Annotated in this window: 9 protein-coding genes; 3 read left to right on the forward strand and 6 right to left on the reverse strand. The window is 66.9% G+C overall.

The window, feature by feature from the left end; translation table 11 throughout:
* Positions 1-13: 13 nt before the first annotated feature.
* The 6 genes from AUP43_RS08630 to hutI form a co-directional block, all read right to left on the reverse strand.
* Positions 14-565, reverse strand: coding sequence for a TRAP transporter small permease subunit (locus tag AUP43_RS08630; RefSeq protein ID WP_067555215.1), 552 nt, complete (start codon positions 563-565; stop codon positions 14-16).
* A gap of 55 nt (positions 566-620) precedes the next feature.
* On the reverse strand, positions 621-1721 hold the full coding sequence (locus AUP43_RS08635) for a TRAP transporter substrate-binding protein (RefSeq protein WP_067555218.1): 1101 nt from the start codon (positions 1719-1721) through the stop codon (positions 621-623).
* Positions 1722-1819: 98 nt separating this feature from the next.
* Positions 1820-3487 carry a urocanate hydratase gene (hutU, locus tag AUP43_RS08640; protein WP_157089286.1) on the reverse strand — a complete coding sequence of 556 codons (1668 nt, stop codon included), beginning with the start codon at positions 3485-3487 and terminating at the stop codon, positions 1820-1822.
* Positions 3481-4308 (reverse strand): N-formylglutamate deformylase, encoded by an 828-nt coding sequence (hutG, locus tag AUP43_RS08645; RefSeq protein ID WP_067555224.1) that lies wholly within the window; start codon positions 4306-4308, stop codon positions 3481-3483. Before hutG ends, hutU begins: the two co-directional genes overlap by 7 nt.
* On the reverse strand, positions 4305-5846 hold the full coding sequence (gene hutH / locus AUP43_RS08650; protein WP_067555227.1) for a histidine ammonia-lyase: 1542 nt from the start codon (positions 5844-5846) through the stop codon (positions 4305-4307). Before hutH ends, hutG begins: the two co-directional genes overlap by 4 nt.
* Positions 5843-7051 carry an imidazolonepropionase gene (hutI, locus tag AUP43_RS08655; RefSeq protein ID WP_067555230.1) on the reverse strand — a complete coding sequence of 403 codons (1209 nt, stop codon included), beginning with the start codon at positions 7049-7051 and terminating at the stop codon, positions 5843-5845. The genes hutH and hutI overlap by 4 nt, the downstream gene beginning before the upstream one ends.
* A gap of 110 nt (positions 7052-7161) precedes the next feature.
* Between hutI and AUP43_RS08660 the strand changes: the two genes are divergently transcribed.
* The 3 genes from AUP43_RS08660 to AUP43_RS08670 form a co-directional block, all read left to right on the forward strand.
* On the forward strand, positions 7162-8520 hold the full coding sequence (locus AUP43_RS08660; RefSeq protein WP_067555233.1) for a formimidoylglutamate deiminase: 1359 nt from the start codon (positions 7162-7164) through the stop codon (positions 8518-8520).
* Between the two features lie 8 nt (positions 8521-8528).
* Positions 8529-9266, forward strand: coding sequence for a histidine utilization repressor (gene hutC / locus AUP43_RS08665; protein ID WP_067555236.1), 738 nt, complete (start codon positions 8529-8531; stop codon positions 9264-9266).
* A 335-nt stretch (positions 9267-9601) separates the two neighbouring features.
* Positions 9602-19162: VCBS domain-containing protein (locus AUP43_RS08670; protein ID WP_157089285.1), on the forward strand; the 9561-nt coding region annotated here is incomplete at its 3' end.

Below are 19162 nucleotides of genomic sequence, written 5' to 3' on the forward strand. Positions count from 1 at the left end.
TCTTTCCGAAGGGTCAGTTCTGCGGGGAGTCGGCGAAGGGCGGCTGTTGTGCTGCCGCCTGGTCGCCGGTCAGCACCAGGATGCCGCGCGCCAGCACCGCCAGCCCCTGCAGGCCGACCAGCAGGCAGAACAGCAGCAGCACGCTTTTCAGCACATAGACGCCGGGCATGCCGTTGGGCTGCGGCGAGCCCTCCTGGATCGCCCAGGCGGACAGCACGAAGGGCCAGGTCAGCCAGGCCAGCGCCGCCATCCAGGGCAGGGTGAAGACCAGCACGCCGATGCATTCCACCAGGGCGCGCCGCCGCACCGGCCATTTGGCGTACAGGATGTCGACCCGCACATGGGCGTTGCAGCGCATCGCGTAGACCGTGCCCAGCAGGAACACCACGGCGTGAATCCAGACATAGAGATCCTGCATCCAGGCGAAGGTGACGTGCAGCGCATAGCGCAGCAGGACCACCACGGCGCAGACGATCGCCGTCGACCAGACCAGATAGACCAGCGCCTGGCCGATCCGGTCGGACAGCGCGTCGATGCCGGCCGCGAAACGCCGCAAAGCCTGCATTGATCCTCCAGAAAAAAGGGGCGGCGATCCCGGAATCCGGAACCGCCGCTTCCGGTTATTGGAACTTGTAGGGCAAGGTACGGGCCTGCATCACGCCCAGCTCGGTATAGCGGGCATTCTCCATCGCCCCCTGGCGGAACACCGCATAGGCGTCGGCGATCTTGCGCACCAGATCGTCCTTATCCTCGCGCAGCTCCGCCATGATCTCGCCGGCGGCGTTGCCGGCGGCGACCAGCACGTCCTCCGGGGCCTGGCGCACCTGCACGCCGTGCTTCTCCACCAGCGTCTTCAGGGCCGGCGGGTTGCGCACGATGTATTCCGAGGTGGAATAGGCGTAGGTCGCCGAGCAGGCGGTCTCAACCACGAGCTTCAGCTCGTCGGACAGGGCGTCCCACTTCGCCTTGTTGATCACGCATTCCTCTGCCGAGGCCGGCTCCTGCACGCCGGGCCAGTAATAGAATTTGGCGGCCTGGTGGAAGCCCAGCGCCAGATCGGTCCAGGGGCCGATGAACTCCGCCGCGTCGATGGTGCCGGATTGCAGCGCCGGATAAATCTCGCCGCCCGGAAGCTGCACCACGGACGCGCCCATCCGGCGGTACATCTCGCCGCCGAGGCCGGGGGAGCGGAAGCGCAGCCCCTTGAAATCCTCGGCCGACTTGATCTCCTTCTTGAACCAGCCCATCCACTGGTTGCCGGTATTGCCGCACAGGAAGCCCTTCAGGCCGAAGCGGCCATACATCTCGTCATACAGCGCCTGCCCGCCGCCATGCAGCATCCAGGCGTGCTGCTCCGAGGCGGTGAGGCCGTAGGGCATGTTGCCGAACAGCACGATGCCGGCCGACTTGCCGCGCCAATAGGTCGGCACCGAGTGATACATCTCCGCCGCCCCCTGCGAGACGGCGTCGAACACGCCGGCGGCGGGGGCGAGCTGGCCGGCGCCGAACACTTTCACCGTCAGCTTGCCTTCGCTCATTTTCGTGATCTTGTCGGCCAGCCAGGCGGCGCTGGTGCCCGGTCCGGGCAGGTTCAGCGGCCAGGACGTGACCATGCGCCATTCCATCTTGCCCTGGGCAATCGCGGGGGCCGCCAGCCCGGACGCCGCAACGGCGGCCGTGCCGCCGACGACGGCACCCTTCAGGAACTTCCGTCTCTCCATTTAACCCTCCTGTTCACACGGTTTATGAATGCTTGTTGGTGCTTCCTCCGCGTCGCCTCATCTCACGCTTTCGCGCGAGGCTCGGCAAGCGCCGTTTCTTAGCCCAGGCTGGGCAGCTTCAGCCCGTGCTCGCGGGCGCAGGCTTGGGCGATCTCGTAGCCGGCATCGGCATGGCGCATCACGCCGGTGGCCGGGTCGTTCCACAGCACCCGCTCGACGCGCCGCGCCGCCTCCGGCGTGCCGTCGCAGACCACCACCATGCCGGAATGCTGCGAGAAGCCCATGCCGACCCCGCCGCCATGATGCAGCGACACCCAGGTCGCCCCGGACGCGCAATTCAGCAGCGCGTTCAGCAGCGGCCAGTCGGACACCGCGTCGGAGCCGTCCAGCATCGCCTCGGTCTCGCGGTTGGGCGAGGCGACGGAGCCGCTGTCGAGATGGTCGCGGCCGATGACGATGGGGGCCTTGAGTTCGCCTTTGGCCACCATCTCGTTGAAGGCCAGCCCCACCCGGTGCCGGTCGCCCAGCCCGATCCAGCAGATGCGCGCCGGCAGTCCCTGGAACTGGATGCGGCTGCGCGCCATGTCGAGCCAGTTGTGCAGATGGGCGTCGTCGGGCAGCAGCTCCTTCATCTTCCGGTCGGTCTTGTAGATATCCTCCGGATCGCCGGACAGCGCCACCCAGCGGAACGGCCCGATGCCCCGACAGAACAGCGGGCGGATATAGGCCGGCACGAAACCGGGGAAAGCGAAGGCGTCCTCCACCCCCTCCTCCAGCGCCATCTGCCTGATGTTATTGCCGTAATCGACCGTCGGCACGCCCATGCGGTGGAAATCCAGCATGGCGCGCACATGCGCGGCCATCGAACGCTTGGCGGCCTGGGTGACGGCCTTCGGGTCGCTCTCGCGCCGGGTCTCCCAATCGGCCAGGGACCAGCCCTTCGGCAGATATCCGTTCACCGGATCGTGCGCCGAGGTCTGGTCGGTCACGCAATCCGGGCGCACGCCGCGCCGCACCAGCTCCGGGAAGATATCGGCGGCATTCCCCAGCAGGCCGACAGAGACCGGCTTGCCGTCCTTGCGCGCCGCCTCGATCATCGCCAGCGCCTCGTCCAGCGTCTCCGCCTTCCGGTCCAGATAGCCGGTGCGCAGCCGCATCTCGATGCGGCTCGGCTGGCATTCGACGGCCAGGCAGGACGCCCCCGCCATGGTGGCGGCCAGCGGCTGCGCGCCGCCCATGCCGCCCAGCCCGGCGGTCAGGATCCAGCGCCCGGCGAGGCTGCCGCCATAATGCTGCCGGCCCATCTCCACGAAAGTCTCGTAGGTGCCCTGCACAATGCCCTGCGAGCCGATATAGATCCACGATCCGGCCGTCATCTGGCCGTACATCATCAGCCCCTTGCGGTCGAGCTCGTGGAAATGCTCCCAGGTCGCCCAATGCGGCACCAGATTGGAATTGGCGATCAGCACGCGCGGTGCATCGGCATGGGTGCGGAACACGCCGACCGGCTTGCCGGACTGCACCAGCAGCGTCTCGTCGCCCTCCAGCGTCTTCAGGCTGGCGGCGATGCGGTCGAAGCTCTCCCAGTCGCGCGCGGCCCGGCCGATGCCGCCATAGACCACCAGCTCGCCCGGCCGCTCCGCGACGTCGGGGTCGAGATTGTTCATCAGCATCCGCAGGGGCGCTTCGGTCAGCCAGCTCCTGGCGCTGAGGTCGCCGCCCCTGTCGGCGCGGATCACGCGGGCATTGTCGAGACGGGTCATGATGCTCCCTCCTGTTCGGCGAAGCGCAGGCAGTCTTCCAGGATATCCTTCAGCACCACGCGGATCGGCGCGGCATGGGCGGGATCGTATGGGGTCGGCCAATTGGCCTCGGAAACCGGCCCCAGCGGTTCTTCCATATAGCCGCGGCAACCCAGCTCCATCTGCACCGCATGCACGCCTTCGGCCGGCTTGCCATAGTGCCGGGTGATGTAGCCGCCCTTGAAGCGGCCGTTCAGAATCGAGGGAAACTCGCTTTCAGCACAGCGACGCTCGACCTCTGCCGCCAGTTCCGGCGCGCAGGCCGCGCCCGAATTGGTGCCGATGTTGAAGACCGGCAGCATATCCTCGAACAGACGCGGGATAGCCGAGCGGATGGAGTGGCAATCATACAGCACGACCGTCGGATGGCTCTGCCGCAGCCGCGCGATCTCTGCCGCCAGCGCATCGTGATAGGGCTGGAAATAGGTTTCGCGGCGGGAGGATATCTCCGCCTCGTCCGGCTCCTGGCCTTGCCGGTACAGGGGCTCGCCATCGAAGCTGGTGAGCGGGCACAGGCCGGTGGTCGCCTGACCGGGATAGAGCGATACGCCGGAGGGATCGCGATTCACGTCGATGATGGTGCGCGAGATGCCGGTGCGCACCATGGTGGCGTCCAGCTCCACGCCGAAATCATACAGCTTCTCGATCCACCAATCGGCATCCTTGCGGGCCAGCCAGGGCGACACCAGCCGGGGCTGGAATGCCGCCGGAATATCTGTGCCGGTATGCGGAAAGCTCAGCACCAGCGGGGCCTTGCCCCGGCGAATGGTCAGCCAGTTGGTCATCGTAAATCCTCGGCTACGGAAGGCAGGCCGCCAGCCGCCCGGGCCAGCGCGCCGGAGACGACCAGGTCGGTCGCGGCGGCGATATCCGGGGCCATATAGCGGTCATCCGTCAAGGTGGGAACGTTTTTGCGCAAGAGGGTTCGCGCCCGCTCCAGCGCCGGGCTGGAGGCAAGCGGCGCGCGGAAATCGCAGCCCTGGGCGGCGGCCAGAAGCTCGATGCCGACCACGCCGGCGGCGTTGCGCGCCATCGCCAGCAGCCGGCGCGCGCCGTGCGCGGCCATCGAGACGTGATCCTCCTGATTGGCCGATGTCGGGATCGAATCGACGCTGGCCGGATAGGCGTTCTGCTTGTTCTCGGACACCAGCGCCGCCGCCGTCACCTGCGGGATCATGAAGCCGGAATTCAGCCCCGGCTTCGGCGTCAGGAAGGCCGGCAATGCAGACAATACGGGATCGACCAGCATGGCGATGCGGCGTTCGGCCAGCGAACCGATCTCGCAAATTGCCAGCGCGATCGTGTCGGCGGCGAAGGCCACCGGCTCGGCATGGAAATTCCCGCCGGAGATCACCTCGCTTTGTTCGGCGAAGACCAGCGGATTGTCGGTCACGCCATTGGCCTCCACCGCCAGCGTCCCTGCCGCCTGCCTCAAGATATCGAGACACGCCCCCATCACCTGCGGCTGACAGCGCAGGCAATAGGGGTCCTGCACCCGGTCATCGCCAATCAGATGCGAGGCGCGGATGGCGCTGCCCTGCATCAGGTTGCGCAGCGCCGCCGCCACCTCGATCTGGCCGCGATGCCGGCGCAGATCATGGATGCGGGCATCGAACGGCCCGTCGGAGCCGCGTGCCGCGTCGGTGCTGAGCGCGCCCGTGACCAGCGCGGCCTGGAACACCCGCTCCGCCTCGAACAGCCCGGCCAGCGCCAGCGCGGTCGAGGCCTGGGTGCCGTTCAGGAACGCCAGCCCCTCCTTCGGCCCTAGCGCCAGCGGGTCCAGCCCGGCCTTGGCGAGCGCCTGCACGGCCGGCACCCGCCCGCCGTCCACGAAAAACTCCCCCACGCCCATCTGCGCCGCCGTCATATGGGCCAGCGGCGCCAAATCGCCCGACGCGCCGACGGAGCCCTGCCCCGGCACCACGGGAATCAACCCTTTCTCCAGGCAGTCGGCCAGATGCATCAGGCTGGACCAGCTGATGCCCGAAGCGCCCTGCGCCAGGCTGGCCAGCTTCAGCGCCATCATCAGCCGCACCACCGGCACCGGCAGCGCCTCGCCCACCCCGGCTGCATGCGACAGCACGATATTGCGCTGCAGGGTCTCGATATCCTCCGCCCCGATGCGGATGCTGGCCAGCTTTCCGAAGCCGGTATTGATGCCATAGACCGGCGCGCCGGCCTTCACTATGTCCTGCACCGTCCGGGCCGCCGCATCCACCTGCGGCTGGCAGGCTGCATCGAGCCGGGCATCCGCGCCGAAATAGATCGCGCGCCAGTCCGACAGCGGCACCGAGCCTGCCCGCATGGTTACGATGTCGCTCATTGCCCCCTCCAGATGCGTGCCCAGAGCGGGTTGAAGCCGATGCGGTAGACCAGCTCCGCCGGGTGTTCGATATCCCAGATTGCCAGGTCGCAGGATTTGCCGGCTTCCAGCGTGCCGATGCTGTCCTGCCGGCCCAGCGCCCGCGCCGCCTCCCGCGTTACCCCGGCCAGGCATTCCGCGACCGTCAGGCGGAACAGCGTCGCGCCCATATTCATCGTCAGCAGCAGCGAGGTCAGCGGCGAGGAGCCGGGGTTGCAGTCGGTCGCCAGCGCGATGGCGACGCCGTGCTTGCGCAGCAGATCGACCGGCGGCAGCTTGGTCTCGCGCAGGAAGTAAAACGCGCCGGGCAGCAGCACCGCGACCGTGCCGGCCTTCGCCATCGCGGCGATGCCGGCCGCGTCGGCATATTCGATATGGTCGGCCGACAGCGCCCCCTGCTCCGCCGCCAGCCGCGCGCCCTGCAGGTTGGACAGCTGGTCGGCATGCAGCTTCACCGGCAGGCCATGCGCCTTGGCGGCGGCAAACACCCGCGCGGTCTGTTCCGGCGAGAAGGCGATGGCTTCGCAGAAGGCGTCCACCGCATCGGCCAGCCCCTCGGCGGCCAAGGCGGGGATCATTTCCCGGCAGACCAGGTCGATGTAGGAATCCTTGTCGTCGCCCGCCTCCGGCGGCATCGCATGCGCGCCGAGGAAGGTGGTGACGATGTCGATGGGCCGCTTTTCGCCCAGCCTGCGGGCGGCGCGCAGGCTCTTGCGCTCGTCGGCCAGGGACAGGCCATAGCCGGATTTCGCCTCCAGCGTCGTCACCCCCTCGGCGATCAGCGCGTCGAGGCGCGGCAGGGCGGCGGCGACAAGCTCATCCTCGCTGGCCGCGCGCGTGGCCTTCACGGTGGAGACGATGCCGCCGCCGGCCTGCGCGATCTCGGCATAGGTCGCACCGGCCAGGCGCTGCTCGAATTCCCGCGCGCGGTCGCCGCCATGGACGATGTGGGTGTGGCAATCGACCAGGCCGGGCGTGATCCAGCGGCCCGCGCAATCGATCCGCTCGGCGGAATCCCAGCCGGCGGGCAGGTCGCGCATCGGCCCGGCGAAGGCGATCCGGCCGCCGGTCGCCGCGACCGCGCCATCCGTCACAACCCCGATGCCGTCCTTACCAGGCACAAGGGTTGCGAGGCGTGCATTCAGCCAGATTCTATCGAAGCGCATCGAGGGGCTCCGCCGTCATTTGTCTATACATAATCCAACGTCGGAATATTATGTCTAGACATAATTTTCGGGCCTGTCCGATGATGCCCCAAAATGATGGAGTTCGCACGATGCGACGGCTGATCTTCGACCATGCCCTGCTGCCCGACGGCTGGGCCGAGCGGGTCGCCCTGACCCTCCGCGATGGCTGGATCGAGGCCGTCGAGCCGAATGCCACGGGCGAAGGCGAGCGCGTCGCCGGTATCGCCCTGCCCGGCATGCCCGACCTGCACAGCCACGCCTTCCAGCGCGGCATGGCGGGTCTGGCGGAAACCCGTGGCCCGGCCTCGGATTCCTTCTGGACCTGGCGACAGGTCATGTACCGGTTCCTGGAGCGGCTGACGCCCGAGACGCTGGAAGCGGTCAGCGCCTTCGCCATGATGGAGATGGTCGAGGGCGGCTTTACCGCCTTGGCCGAATTCCACTATCTGCACCATGATTCCGCCGGCCATCCCTATGCCGACCGGGCCGAGCTGTCGGCCCGCATCGCGGCGGCGGCGGCGGCCAGCGGCATCGGCCTGACCCTGCTGCCGGTATTCTACGCCCACAGCGATTTCGGCGGGCTGCCGCCGACCGAAGGCCAGCGCCGCTTCGTCAACGACATCGACGGTTTCGTGCATCTGCTGGAGGGTGCTGCCACGGCGATAGCCCCCCTGCCCGACTCCCGCCTGGGCGTCGCCCCGCACAGCCTGCGCGCGGCGACGACGCAGGAGATCGCAGCGCTGGTCGGGATGGTGCCGGACGGGCCGATCCACATCCACATCGCCGAGCAGATGCAAGAGGTCGAGGGCTGCCTCGCCTGGTCGGGCCGCCGGCCGGTCGAGCACCTGCTGGACAGCCAGAAGGTGGACGCACGCTGGTGCCTGGTGCACGCCACGCATCTGCTGCCGGCGGAGACGACCGCCATGGCCGTGTCGGGCGCTGTCGCCGGTCTGTGCCCGCTGACCGAGGCCAATCTGGGCGACGGCATTTTCGACGGCGTGAGCTACCTGGCCCAGGGCGGGCGCTTCGGCATCGGCAGCGATTCCAATATCGAGCTGGACGCGCCGGCTGAGCTGAAGCTGCTGGAATACAGCCAGCGCCTGCGCGACCGGGGCCGCAACCTGATGGTGCGCGGGCAGGAGGGCGCCTCGACCGGGCGGGCGCTCTATGCGGCGGCGCTGGCGGGCGGAAGCCAGGCGCTGGGCCGACGGATCGGCGCGCTGGCGACCGGCCGACGGGCGGATATCGTGGTGCTGGACGCGGCCCATCCCGACCTCGCCGCCGTCGCCGGCGACCGCTGGCTGGACGCCTATATCTTCGTGGCCGGCAAAGACGCCATCGACAGGGTCATGGTCGGCGGCGAGGCGCTGGTCGAGGGCGGCCGGCACCGTGACCGCGACGCCCTCGCCGCCCGCTATCGCGCGGCGCTTTCCGCCTTGCGGGCCTGAGCGCCGAGATGGCCGGCGCGCCCAATTTGCACCAGCGCATCCGCGAGGAGATCGAGGCGCGCATCCTGTCCGGCGAATGGCCGCCGGGCACGCGCATCCCGGTCGAGCATGAGCTGGTCGCCCAGTATGGCTGCTCGCGCATGACCGTCAGCAAGGCGCTGTCGGCGCTGGTCGCCAGCGGCCTGATCCTGCGCCGCCGCCGCGCCGGATCGGTGGTCGCAGCCCCAACCCAGCCGCGCGCGGTGCTGGAAATACCCGATTTCGCGCAGGAGGCGGCGCGCGCCGGAGTCAGCTACCGGTTCGAGATACTGCACCGCGCCGTGGAGCGGCTGGGGCCGGCCGGCGCGCGGCGCATCGCGCTGCCGGCCGATCACGAGATGCTGTCCGTCGCCACCGTCCATATCTACGATTCGGTGCCGGTCGCCCATGAGCGCCGGCTGATCAATCTGGCGGCCGTGCCGGCGGTGCTAAACGAGGCGTTCGACCGGATTCCCCCCGGCTCCTGGCTGCTGGATCGCGTGCCCTGGAGCGGAGCCGAGCACGCGATCCGCGCCATCAACGCGGATGCGGAACAGGCGCGTCGTCTGGCCATCGCCCCCGGCGCGGCGTGCCTGCTGGTCGAACGCCGCACCTGGCAGGCGGGCAATTTCATCACCGAGGCCCGCACCCTTTATCCAGGTGACCGGCAATATCTCGTCGGCCGGTTCTCGCCGCCTGAAGGACACCATGATCCTCGGTCCCGGTGAGCTGACGATGGGTCGCGTGGCAACGCCGGATTCCGGTCCATCTCAATGTCCTCTGGCCGGAGGCTCAATCGATGAAAATGATAATTAGTAGAAGGGTTTGTTTTAGAAAAACCAAATAAGTGTAGATTATATAGGTTCCACTATTTTTGATAAACTACTCTGAATCTTACTAAATATGACTAAATCTGTCATTTAGTTCACATTTTCAAGAAAGCTTGGTTAATTTCAGGGAAAACGATTTGCGACAGCCTTCCTGTCCTGTAAAGAAGATACCGACGAGCGGGCGCGGTCGGGGGAGACGATAGCGCCAGCTTCTTATCGGAGGGGAGGGGACCATGGCGCGCAAGCTTCGCATGGCTGCGCTGGAGTCGCGTATTCTGCTCGACGCTGCCGCTGTCGCAACCGTTGCGGCGGAAGCCGCGAAGACGGCGGATCAGGCCGATGCAGCGCCGGACGCAGCGCCCGATCACCCCCCCGCCGACACTCCCCACATTGTAAGCAACCAGCCAGATATACCAGGCGTCGCGCCACAAGACGGCCGGACGGTCGTGGTGATCGATTCCCGCGTCAGCGACCTGCAGGAAATCCTGAATTCGCTGCCCGCCGAGGCCGAGGCCATCGTCATCGACACCACCACCGCCGGGGTCGAGGCGGTTACCGAACTGCTGGGCAGCAGCCAGGACGTCGCCTCCCTGCACATCATTTCCCACGGCACGCCGGGCGGCTTCGTGCTGGGGGCCGACCAGGTCGATTCCAAGTCGCTGGCGAACGGCAAGGGCGAGGCGATCGCCGCCTGGTCCACCGGCCTGGCGAGCGGCGCCGACGTGATGCTGTATGGCTGCGATGTCGGCCAGGGCTCCGCCGGCCGGGATTTCCTGTCCCGCATGGCCTGGCTGACCGGGGCGGATATCGCCGCCTCCAGCGACGCCACGGGCGCCGCCACGCTGGGCGGCGACTGGGATCTGGAAGTCCAGGTCGGCGCGGTGAACATGATGTCCGCGCTGTCGGGCAACGAGCTGTTCGCCTGGCAGGGCCTGCTGGAAGCGCCGGAAATCACGGGCGCGCCGGAAAAAGTCACGCTGATCGAACCATCCAGCATCAACGCCTCCGAGACGGTGAGCGAATACAGCTTCTCCGGCATCGTCATCGATGATGGCGGGGAGGCTGAGGTCACCGTCATCGTCACGGTTTCCAACGCCGCGGCCGGCACGCTGGAGCACACCGAGGACGGCAGCGGCTCGACGTTGAGCTTCACCGGCACCGGCGCGGACGCGACCGCCTGGCTCGCCAATCTGACGTTCGTCGCCGCCGACAGCGCCACCCTCGACGGCGGCGAGTCGGTCACCACGAACATCGTCATCGAGGCGGAAGGCGGCGGCATCACCGTCGACCATACGCTGGCCGTGACCGTCACCCCGTCGAACGACCCGACCCTGCTGCCCGACGGTTCGATGACCGTGGACGAAGGCGATAGCGAAGCGGTCACCGCCGCGGCGCTGACCATCGACGACCCGGAAGTGAGCAACGGCAACCAATCGGCCGAGCAGGTCATCTATCGCCTGCTGGACTTGCCGACATATGGCTATCTGACCCTGAACGGCGAGCGTGTCGGCGTCGGCTCGATCTTCAGCCACCAGGACGTGCTGGATAATCTCCTCGTCTATCATCACACCGAGACCGGCGCGCAGCAGAACGACGCCGACGGGTTCGAAGTGTCGGTGAATGACGGCGCGACGCCGCAGGCGAGTTCCAACACCGCCACGGTCACCATCAACATCAACCCGATCAACCAGCTTCCGACCGCGTCGGGCAGCGGCACGGTCTATGAAGGCCAGCCGGAGGACGCGCAGAACGCCAATACCGGCAATGGCGGCGTGACCTACACCCCGGTCGGCCTGATGATCGAGGGCGACGATGGCGGCGATCCCGGCGATTCGCTGACGCTGTACATCACCAGCCTGCCGACGGCCGGCGAGTTGTATTACAACGGCACGCTGCTGGATGCCGGGGATGTTGCCGGCGGCTTCATGATCGCCTGGGCCGACCGCAACCTGCTGACCTATCGGCATGACGGCCGCGGCGCGCAGGACAGCACCGATACCGGCCCGTCCACCATCACCTTCACCTACCGCGTGGACGACAGCGAGGATTCCACCGGCGACCAGACCATGACCCTGTCGGTGCTGGAGGTGAATGACGATCCGGAATGGAACGAGTCCAGCACACTGGAAGCCGACATCCCGGATGACGGCAACTACCGCGTCACGCTGGACGAAACCATGCTGGAAGCGATGGACATCGATTCCAGCGACGACGAGATCACCTTCGCCCTCACCGAGCTGGCCGACAAGGGCCAGGTCTGGCTGAACGGCAACGGCCTGGCGCTGGGCGCGACCTTCACCATGGCCGATGTGCGCGACGGCAGGGTCAGCTTCCTGCAGACGACAGGCGCGGGTCCGGGCGAAACCACGGAATTCAAATTCGTCGTGCTGGACAATGCGCTGTCGCTGCGCTGGAACGCCGCGACCGGCGAGGATTACGAGCGGCCGGGCGGCATCTACGATTCCGGCACCGACAACCGCACGGAATTCACCTTTGTCGTCAACCTGCTGGAAACGGCGGGCGGTGGCGAGGCGGGCACGCCGCCGGCGCTGGTCGGGCCAGAATTGCAGCCCTCGACCGAATATCTCGGCGATAATCCGGTCGCCGGCGGCAGCGGCGACACCGTCGTCGATGAGGGCGGCAGCGGCATTCTCACCGGCGCGGGCGGCATGCTGCATTACACCGCCGGCAGCGCCTCCGCCGACCAGATCGTCTATACCGTCACCGGTTTCGCCGGCGACTTCCCCGGCACGCTGGAAAAGAATGTCGGCGGCGACTGGATCACGCTGGGCAAGTACGGCACCTTCACCCAGGCCGACCTGAACGACGGCAATATCCGCTTCAGCCATGATGGCGGCGAGAGCTTCGAGACCAGCTTCACCTACAGCGTGACGGCCGGCGGGCTGCAGACGCCCTCGCTGGAGCCGCTGGCGGCCACCGGCAGCTTCGACATTTTCATCACCCCGGTGAACGACGCGCCGACCGTGGCCGGCTCGACCGAGAATCTGATCGCCGAGGGCGCGACGAAAATCATCACCCGCGACATGGTCGGCATCGGCGACCCCGATGACGAGACCAGCGGCGGCGAGTATGACAGCGAAACCACGCTGGGCGATTCGAACTGGGAAGGCGACACCAACTACGCCATCGACCATGATTCCGGCAATCCGCTGCATTTCATCGTCACCGAGCTGCCGGAGCACGGCGTGCTGCAATGGTTCGACGGCAGCGGCTGGGTGGACATCACCGCCGACGACGTTACCGATGCGCGGCAATTCTCCTATGAACTGCTGACCAATGACGGCGATTCCGGCCTGCGCTACATCCATGACGGTCTGGAGGTGCGGGCCGATTCCTTCCGCGTCAGCGCCGTCGACCGCCATGGCGAGCCCAGCGATGGCGACGCCGCCATCTCCTTCGTCATCACCAATGTAAATGACGGGCCGGAGATCGCGCAGAATCCCGATGCCGAGGACGCGCCGTTCAGCGACCCCGCCGCCCCGAACAATCTGGGCGGGCTGGTTTCCCAGAACAACGCCATCACCGTCAACGAGGGCGAAACCTACCAGATCACCACCGCCGACCTCGCCGCCTACGATCCGGACAGCTCGTCCGCGCAGGTGCAGTACCGCATCACCTCTAACACCGGGCACGGGCAGGTCGCCCTCTCGAACGATGGCGGCAACACCTTCCGCATCCTGGGCGTCGGCGCTTCCTTCAGCCAGGCCGACGTGACCGCCGGCAAGCTGTACTACATCCATGACGGCAGCGAGCCGCCGGCCAGCCCGGACAGCCCGTACGACATGTTCGTCTTCACCCTGGCCGACGGCGACAAGGAGCTGACGAACCGCGAATTCCACATCAACATCGCCGGTCCGGCCAACGATGCGCCGGAATTCTCCGACACGGCCGACGGCCCGATCGAGGTGGGCGAGAACGCGGTTTCCGTCAGCGGCTTCACCATCGCCGATGCGGATTTGGCCGACGGCGTCGGCAGCGGCGAGACCGACTTCGTGCAGGCCATCGTGCGCGTGGTCACCACCGGCGGCGCGCCAATCGACCATGCGACCACGGCGGGCGGGGTCACCATCGGATATGCCGCCGGGCTGACGCCGATCGACGGGCATGACGGCGATGGCGATTATCTGGTGCTGCAAGGCACGCGCGCCGAAATCAACGCCGCGCTGGCCGGCCTGACGGTGCAGTTCGGCGCGAATGCCGACACGACCTACCGGCTCCAGGTGATCCTGGACGACCGCTCGCGCGACGCCAACGGCGATCTCACCAGCGGCGCGAATGGCGGGCCGGTGAACGATCCGGGCGAGGCCGGGGGCGACTCGGTCATCTCCGGCACCGACTATGACTGGGGCAGCGAGAGCGTCGCCGACGCCGACGACCTGCCCCTGCCGCTGAACATGGCGATGGCGCAGGTCACGCTCTACGCCTCGGCCGTGAACGATCCGGGTGCCATCACCGGCGTGCCGGTCGATCAGACTGTGGACGAGGATGTCCGCACCTTCATCGGCGGCGGCTTCGCCTTCACCGACGCGGAATCCACCGCCTTCGACCTGCCGGTGACGGTCACCATCAGCACCGGCGGCAACGGCACGCTGGAAGTCGGCGATCCCGGCGATGTCGAGGTGAGCGGCAATGACAGCGGCACGCTGACGCTGACCGGCACCGTGGGCGACATCGCCGCGCTGCTGAACGATTCGACCGACGGCCTGCATTACACCAGCGCCGGCAACGCCAACCACGACCAGAATGCCGGCGGCGATGGCGATGTCACCATCACCGTCACGCTGACCGAAAGCGACGCGGCGCTGGGCAGCGGCCCCTATGCCGACGGCCTCACCGACAGCTTCACGCTGACCATCGATCCGGTGAACGACCGGCCGGGCGCGACCGCCAGCGGCGGCGCGCTGCCGATCACCAACAGCGGCTTCACCGCCGTCACCGGCCTGTCCGTCAGCGATGCCGACATCAGCGACACCGGCGGCGTGCTGGCCGGCGAGACCGATGTGGTGGAAGTCACGGTCCGGCTGCTGGAGAGCAATGTCGCCCTGGGCTCGGGCGACTATACCGACGGCTCGACCCCGGCGGTGATGAACACCACGGCGGCCGGCCATGGCGCGACGGTCGACGGCACCTATGACGGCGACGGAACGGCGCTGAAAATCCGCGGCACCATCGCCCAGGTGAACGCCTATCTGGGCGGCTTGCAGATCGATCTGGGCTATATGTCCAACTCCGACGCGACCTACGCCATCGAGATCGTCGTCGACGATCGCGTGCGCGACGTGGCGACTGGCGCGCTCGACGGCTCTGGCGACGCCAATGGCGGGCCGGTGAACCAGGATGGCGACGACACGCCGACCGCCATCGTCGATACGCCCGCCACCATCGATCCGTTCACCACGGCCATCCCGGCGGATTTGACGCCCAACACCAACAGCGCCAGCCGCAACCTGTTCCTCTCCACGGTGAACAACCCGGCGGACGTGACCGCGAGCGACGTCACGGTGGACGAAGGCTCCGCCACCATCGTGCTGAGCACGGCGAACAGCAACATCCAGGTCAGCGACCCCGATCATAATGGCGGGGTGATGTCGGTCACCGTCACCGTGGACGAGGGCTTCATCACCGCCGTCGGCGGCACCGGCGGCACGGTGACCGGCGTCGGCGCCAGCAGCCAGGAAATCACCATCGAAGGCACGCAGGCGCAGATTAACAACCGCCTGAACGCCATCACCATCACCCTGCCGGTGTTCGATCACGACACGGAGGGCAGCGGCACCGCCGCCGACTGGAACGGCGAGATATCCGTCACCGTGGTGGTGAACGACCAGGGCAACACCGGCGAGCGGCCGGGCGCACTGGTCGGCCAGGACGACCATCCGGACACCGACGACGCCACCACCGGCTATGGCGATTACGCTTACGCCGACGGTAGCAGCAACGAGCTGACGACCACGCGGATTTTCACCATCACCGTCGATCCGGTGAACGACGCGCCGGTCATCGGCGGCGACGTACCGACCAACACCGATCATCCCGACGGGCCGGGCAGCGACTATCTGGCCGTCACCATCCTGGAAACGCCGGTCGGCGACCGCACGACCACCCAGATCGCGCTGCTGGAGAATCCCACCACCAGCGACATCGATTTCCAGGACGCCACCTTCGAGGGCGGCACGCTGACGATCAGCTTCGAGGACTATCAGGCCGGCGACGTGCTGTCGCTCGACGGCTCGCCCGTCGGCGTCGAGTCCGTGACGGGCGGCGAAGCGGCGGATCTGGTGATTACCCTGTCTGCATTGGCCGACGAGACCGCCCTGCCGGCCATCCTCGCCGCCATCCGCTATCACAGCACCTCGGCCACGCCGGGCGGCGCTGGAGCGGACGCGCTGACCCGCGATTTCAGCATCGTGCTGAACGACGGCAACAACGATAATGGCGTCACCAATGCCGGCGGTCCCGCCGCGCTGGATTCCAACATCCTCACCGGCACCATCGTCATCGATCTGCCGCCGGAAGCGGTGAACGACACCAATAGCCTGGGCAAGAACGACGACGATGTCGACGGCACGGTGCTGCCGAACGACAGCGACCCCAACGGCGATGACGGCATCTCCGTCACCGCCATCGCCTTCGAGAACGATCCCGACAATATCGGCACCGACCAGACGCCCGGCACCATCGGCAACCCGCTGGCCGGCGATTACGGCACGCTGACGCTGAATGCCGACGGCACCTACACCTACGATCTCGACAATGCGCTGCCGGTGGTCGAGACGCTGCGGCCGGGCGAGACGCTGGTGGAAGTGTTTACCTACGAGATCACCGACCCGTCGGGCCAGACCGACACCGCCACGCTGACCATCACCATCAACGGCGACAGCGCCCCGCCGGTCGCCACCGACAACACCGCCGCCGTGGCCGAGGACGTGACGCTGACCGACAGCGGCAACGTCATCACCGACGATGACGGCAACGATGTCGATTACGACCCCGAGGAGAGCGACGTCACCGTCGCCGAAATCGAGGGCGACAGCGACAATGTCGGCGAGGCGGTCGAGGGCACCTATGGCAGCGTCGTCATTCAGGCCAATGGCAGCTACACCTACACGCTGAACAACGCCGCCGCGAACGTCCAGGCGCTGGCCGAGGGCGAGACCGTCACCGACGTCTTCGAATACACGCTGACCGACGAGGATGGCGACACCGCCACGGCGACGCTGACCGTCACCATCACCGGCCAGAACGACGCGCCCACCGCGCTGAACAACGCGCACGAGATCGATAAGGGCGAGACCGACCCGATCACCGGCAATGTCATCGGCGACGATGACGGCGACGGCGAGGATAGCGACCCCGACAATGACGCGGTGCTGAGCATCGCCGAAGTCGATGGCGTGCCCGGCGATGTCGGCCAGGTGCTGACCGGCACCTACGGCACCATCACGATCAATTCGAACGGCAGCTACAGCTACACGCTGGACAATGCCAACGCCGACGTCATCGCCCTGCGCCCCGGCCAGACGCTGACCGAGAGCTTCGACTACACGCTGACCGACGAGCATGACGCGACCGACACCGCCACGCTGACCATCACCATCAACGGCGTGAACACCGGGCCCTTCGCCACCGACAACAGCAACGCCATCACCGAGGACGATGCCGATCCGGTCACCGGCAATGTGATGACGGAGGATGACGGCGACGGCGTCGACAGCGACCCCGAAGGCACCGACATCGAGGTGACCGCCATCGACGGCGAATCCAGCGATGTCGGCCAGGCGGTCGAGGGCACCTATGGCAGCGTGACCATCAACAGCGACGGCAGCTACAGCTATGCGCTGAACAACGCCAGCGCGGTGGTTCAGGCGCTGACCGAAGGGCAGATCGTCACCGACAGCTTCGACTACACCATCACCGACGAGGATGGCGGCACCGCGACCGCGACGCTGACCATCACCATCACCGGCGTGAACGACACGCCGGTCGCGCAGAACAACGACAACAGCGTGGTGAAGGGCGCGACCGACCCGATTACCGGCAATGTCATCGACGATGATAACGGCGACGGCGTCGACGCCGATCCCGACGCCGGCACGGACCTCACCGTCTCTGCCATCGACGGCGAGGCAGGCGATGTCGGCCAGATGTTGACCGGCACCTACGGCACCATCACGATCAATTCGAACGGCAGCTACAGCTACACGCTGGACAATGATAACGAGGATGTCGTCGCGCTGCGGCCGGGCGATCCGGCGCTGACCGAGAACTTCACCTATACCATCGTCGACGATTACGGCCAGACCGACACCGCCACGCTGACGATCACCATCAATGGCGAGAATACCGGCCCGACCGCGACCGATAACGAGAACGAGATCGACGAGGACGCCACCGTCCCGGCGACCGGCAACGTGCTGACCGACAATGACGGCGACGGCGTCGATACCGACCCCGAGGGCACCGACCTGATCGTCGCCGAGGTGAATGGCGAGGCCGCCGACGTCGGCGTGGAAGTGGCCGGCACCTACGGCGCCATCACGATCAACGAGGATGGCAGCTACAGCTACGTCATCGATAACGACAATGCCGACGTGCAGGCGCTGGAGGAAGGCGAGACCGTCACCGACAGCTTCACCTACACCATGCAGGACGAGGATGGCGGCACCGATACGGCGACGCTGACCATCACCATCAACGGCGTGAACACCGGGCCCTTCGCCACCGACAACAGCAACGCCATCACCGAGGACGATGCCGATCCGGTCACCGGCAATGTGATGACGGAGGATGACGGCGACGGCGTCGACAGCGACGTGGAGGGCAGCGACCTTGACGTGTCCGCCGTGAATGGCGAGACGACGAATGTCGGCGCGGCCGTGTCCGGCACCTATGGCAGCGTCACCATCAATGCCGACGGCACCTACAGCTATGCGCTGGACAATGACAGCGCCGCCGTCCAGGCGCTGGAGGAAGGCGAGACCGTCACCGATGTCTTCACCTACACCATCGTCGACGACCAAGGCGCCACCGACACCGCAACGCTGACCGTCACCATCACCGGCCGCAACGACGCGCCGGTGGCGACCGACAATGAAAACGACATCCAGGAAGACGCGACCGATCCCGTCACCGGCAATGTCATCAGCGACAATGACGGCGACGGCATCGACAGCGACCCCGAGGACAGCCCGCTGACCGTCATCGAGATCGATGGCGAATCCGGCGATGTCGGCGAGGAGGTCGTCGGCAACTACGGCACCATCACGATCAACGAGGATGGCAGCTACAGCTACGTCATCGATAACGACAATGCCGACGTGCAGGCGCTGGAGGAAGGCGAGACCGTCACCGACAGCTTCACCTACACCATCGAGGATGAGGATGGGGCGACCGACACCGCCACGCTGACCATCACCATCACCGGCGTGAACGATGCCCCGGCGGCGGTCGACGATGCCGGCGACACCCGACGCCTGGTGAAGGAGACCGAGACCGGCAACGTGCTGGATAACGACACCGACATCGACAATGGCGCCACCGCCACCGTCGACGCGGTGGATGGCGAGGCCGGCAATGTCGGCAGCGTGGTCACCGGCACCTATGGCGAACTGACGCTGAACAGCGACGGCAGCTACAGCTACGCGCTGGACAGCGACCATCCCGATGTCGTCGCCCTGTTCGGCACCACCGACAGCCTGACCGACAGCTTCGAATACACGATGAGCGACGGCGAGGGCGGCACCGCCTCCGCCACGCTGACCATCACCATCACC

The organism is Oceanibaculum pacificum, from assembly GCF_001618175.1.
GTDB lineage: Bacteria > Pseudomonadota > Alphaproteobacteria > Oceanibaculales > Oceanibaculaceae > Oceanibaculum > Oceanibaculum pacificum.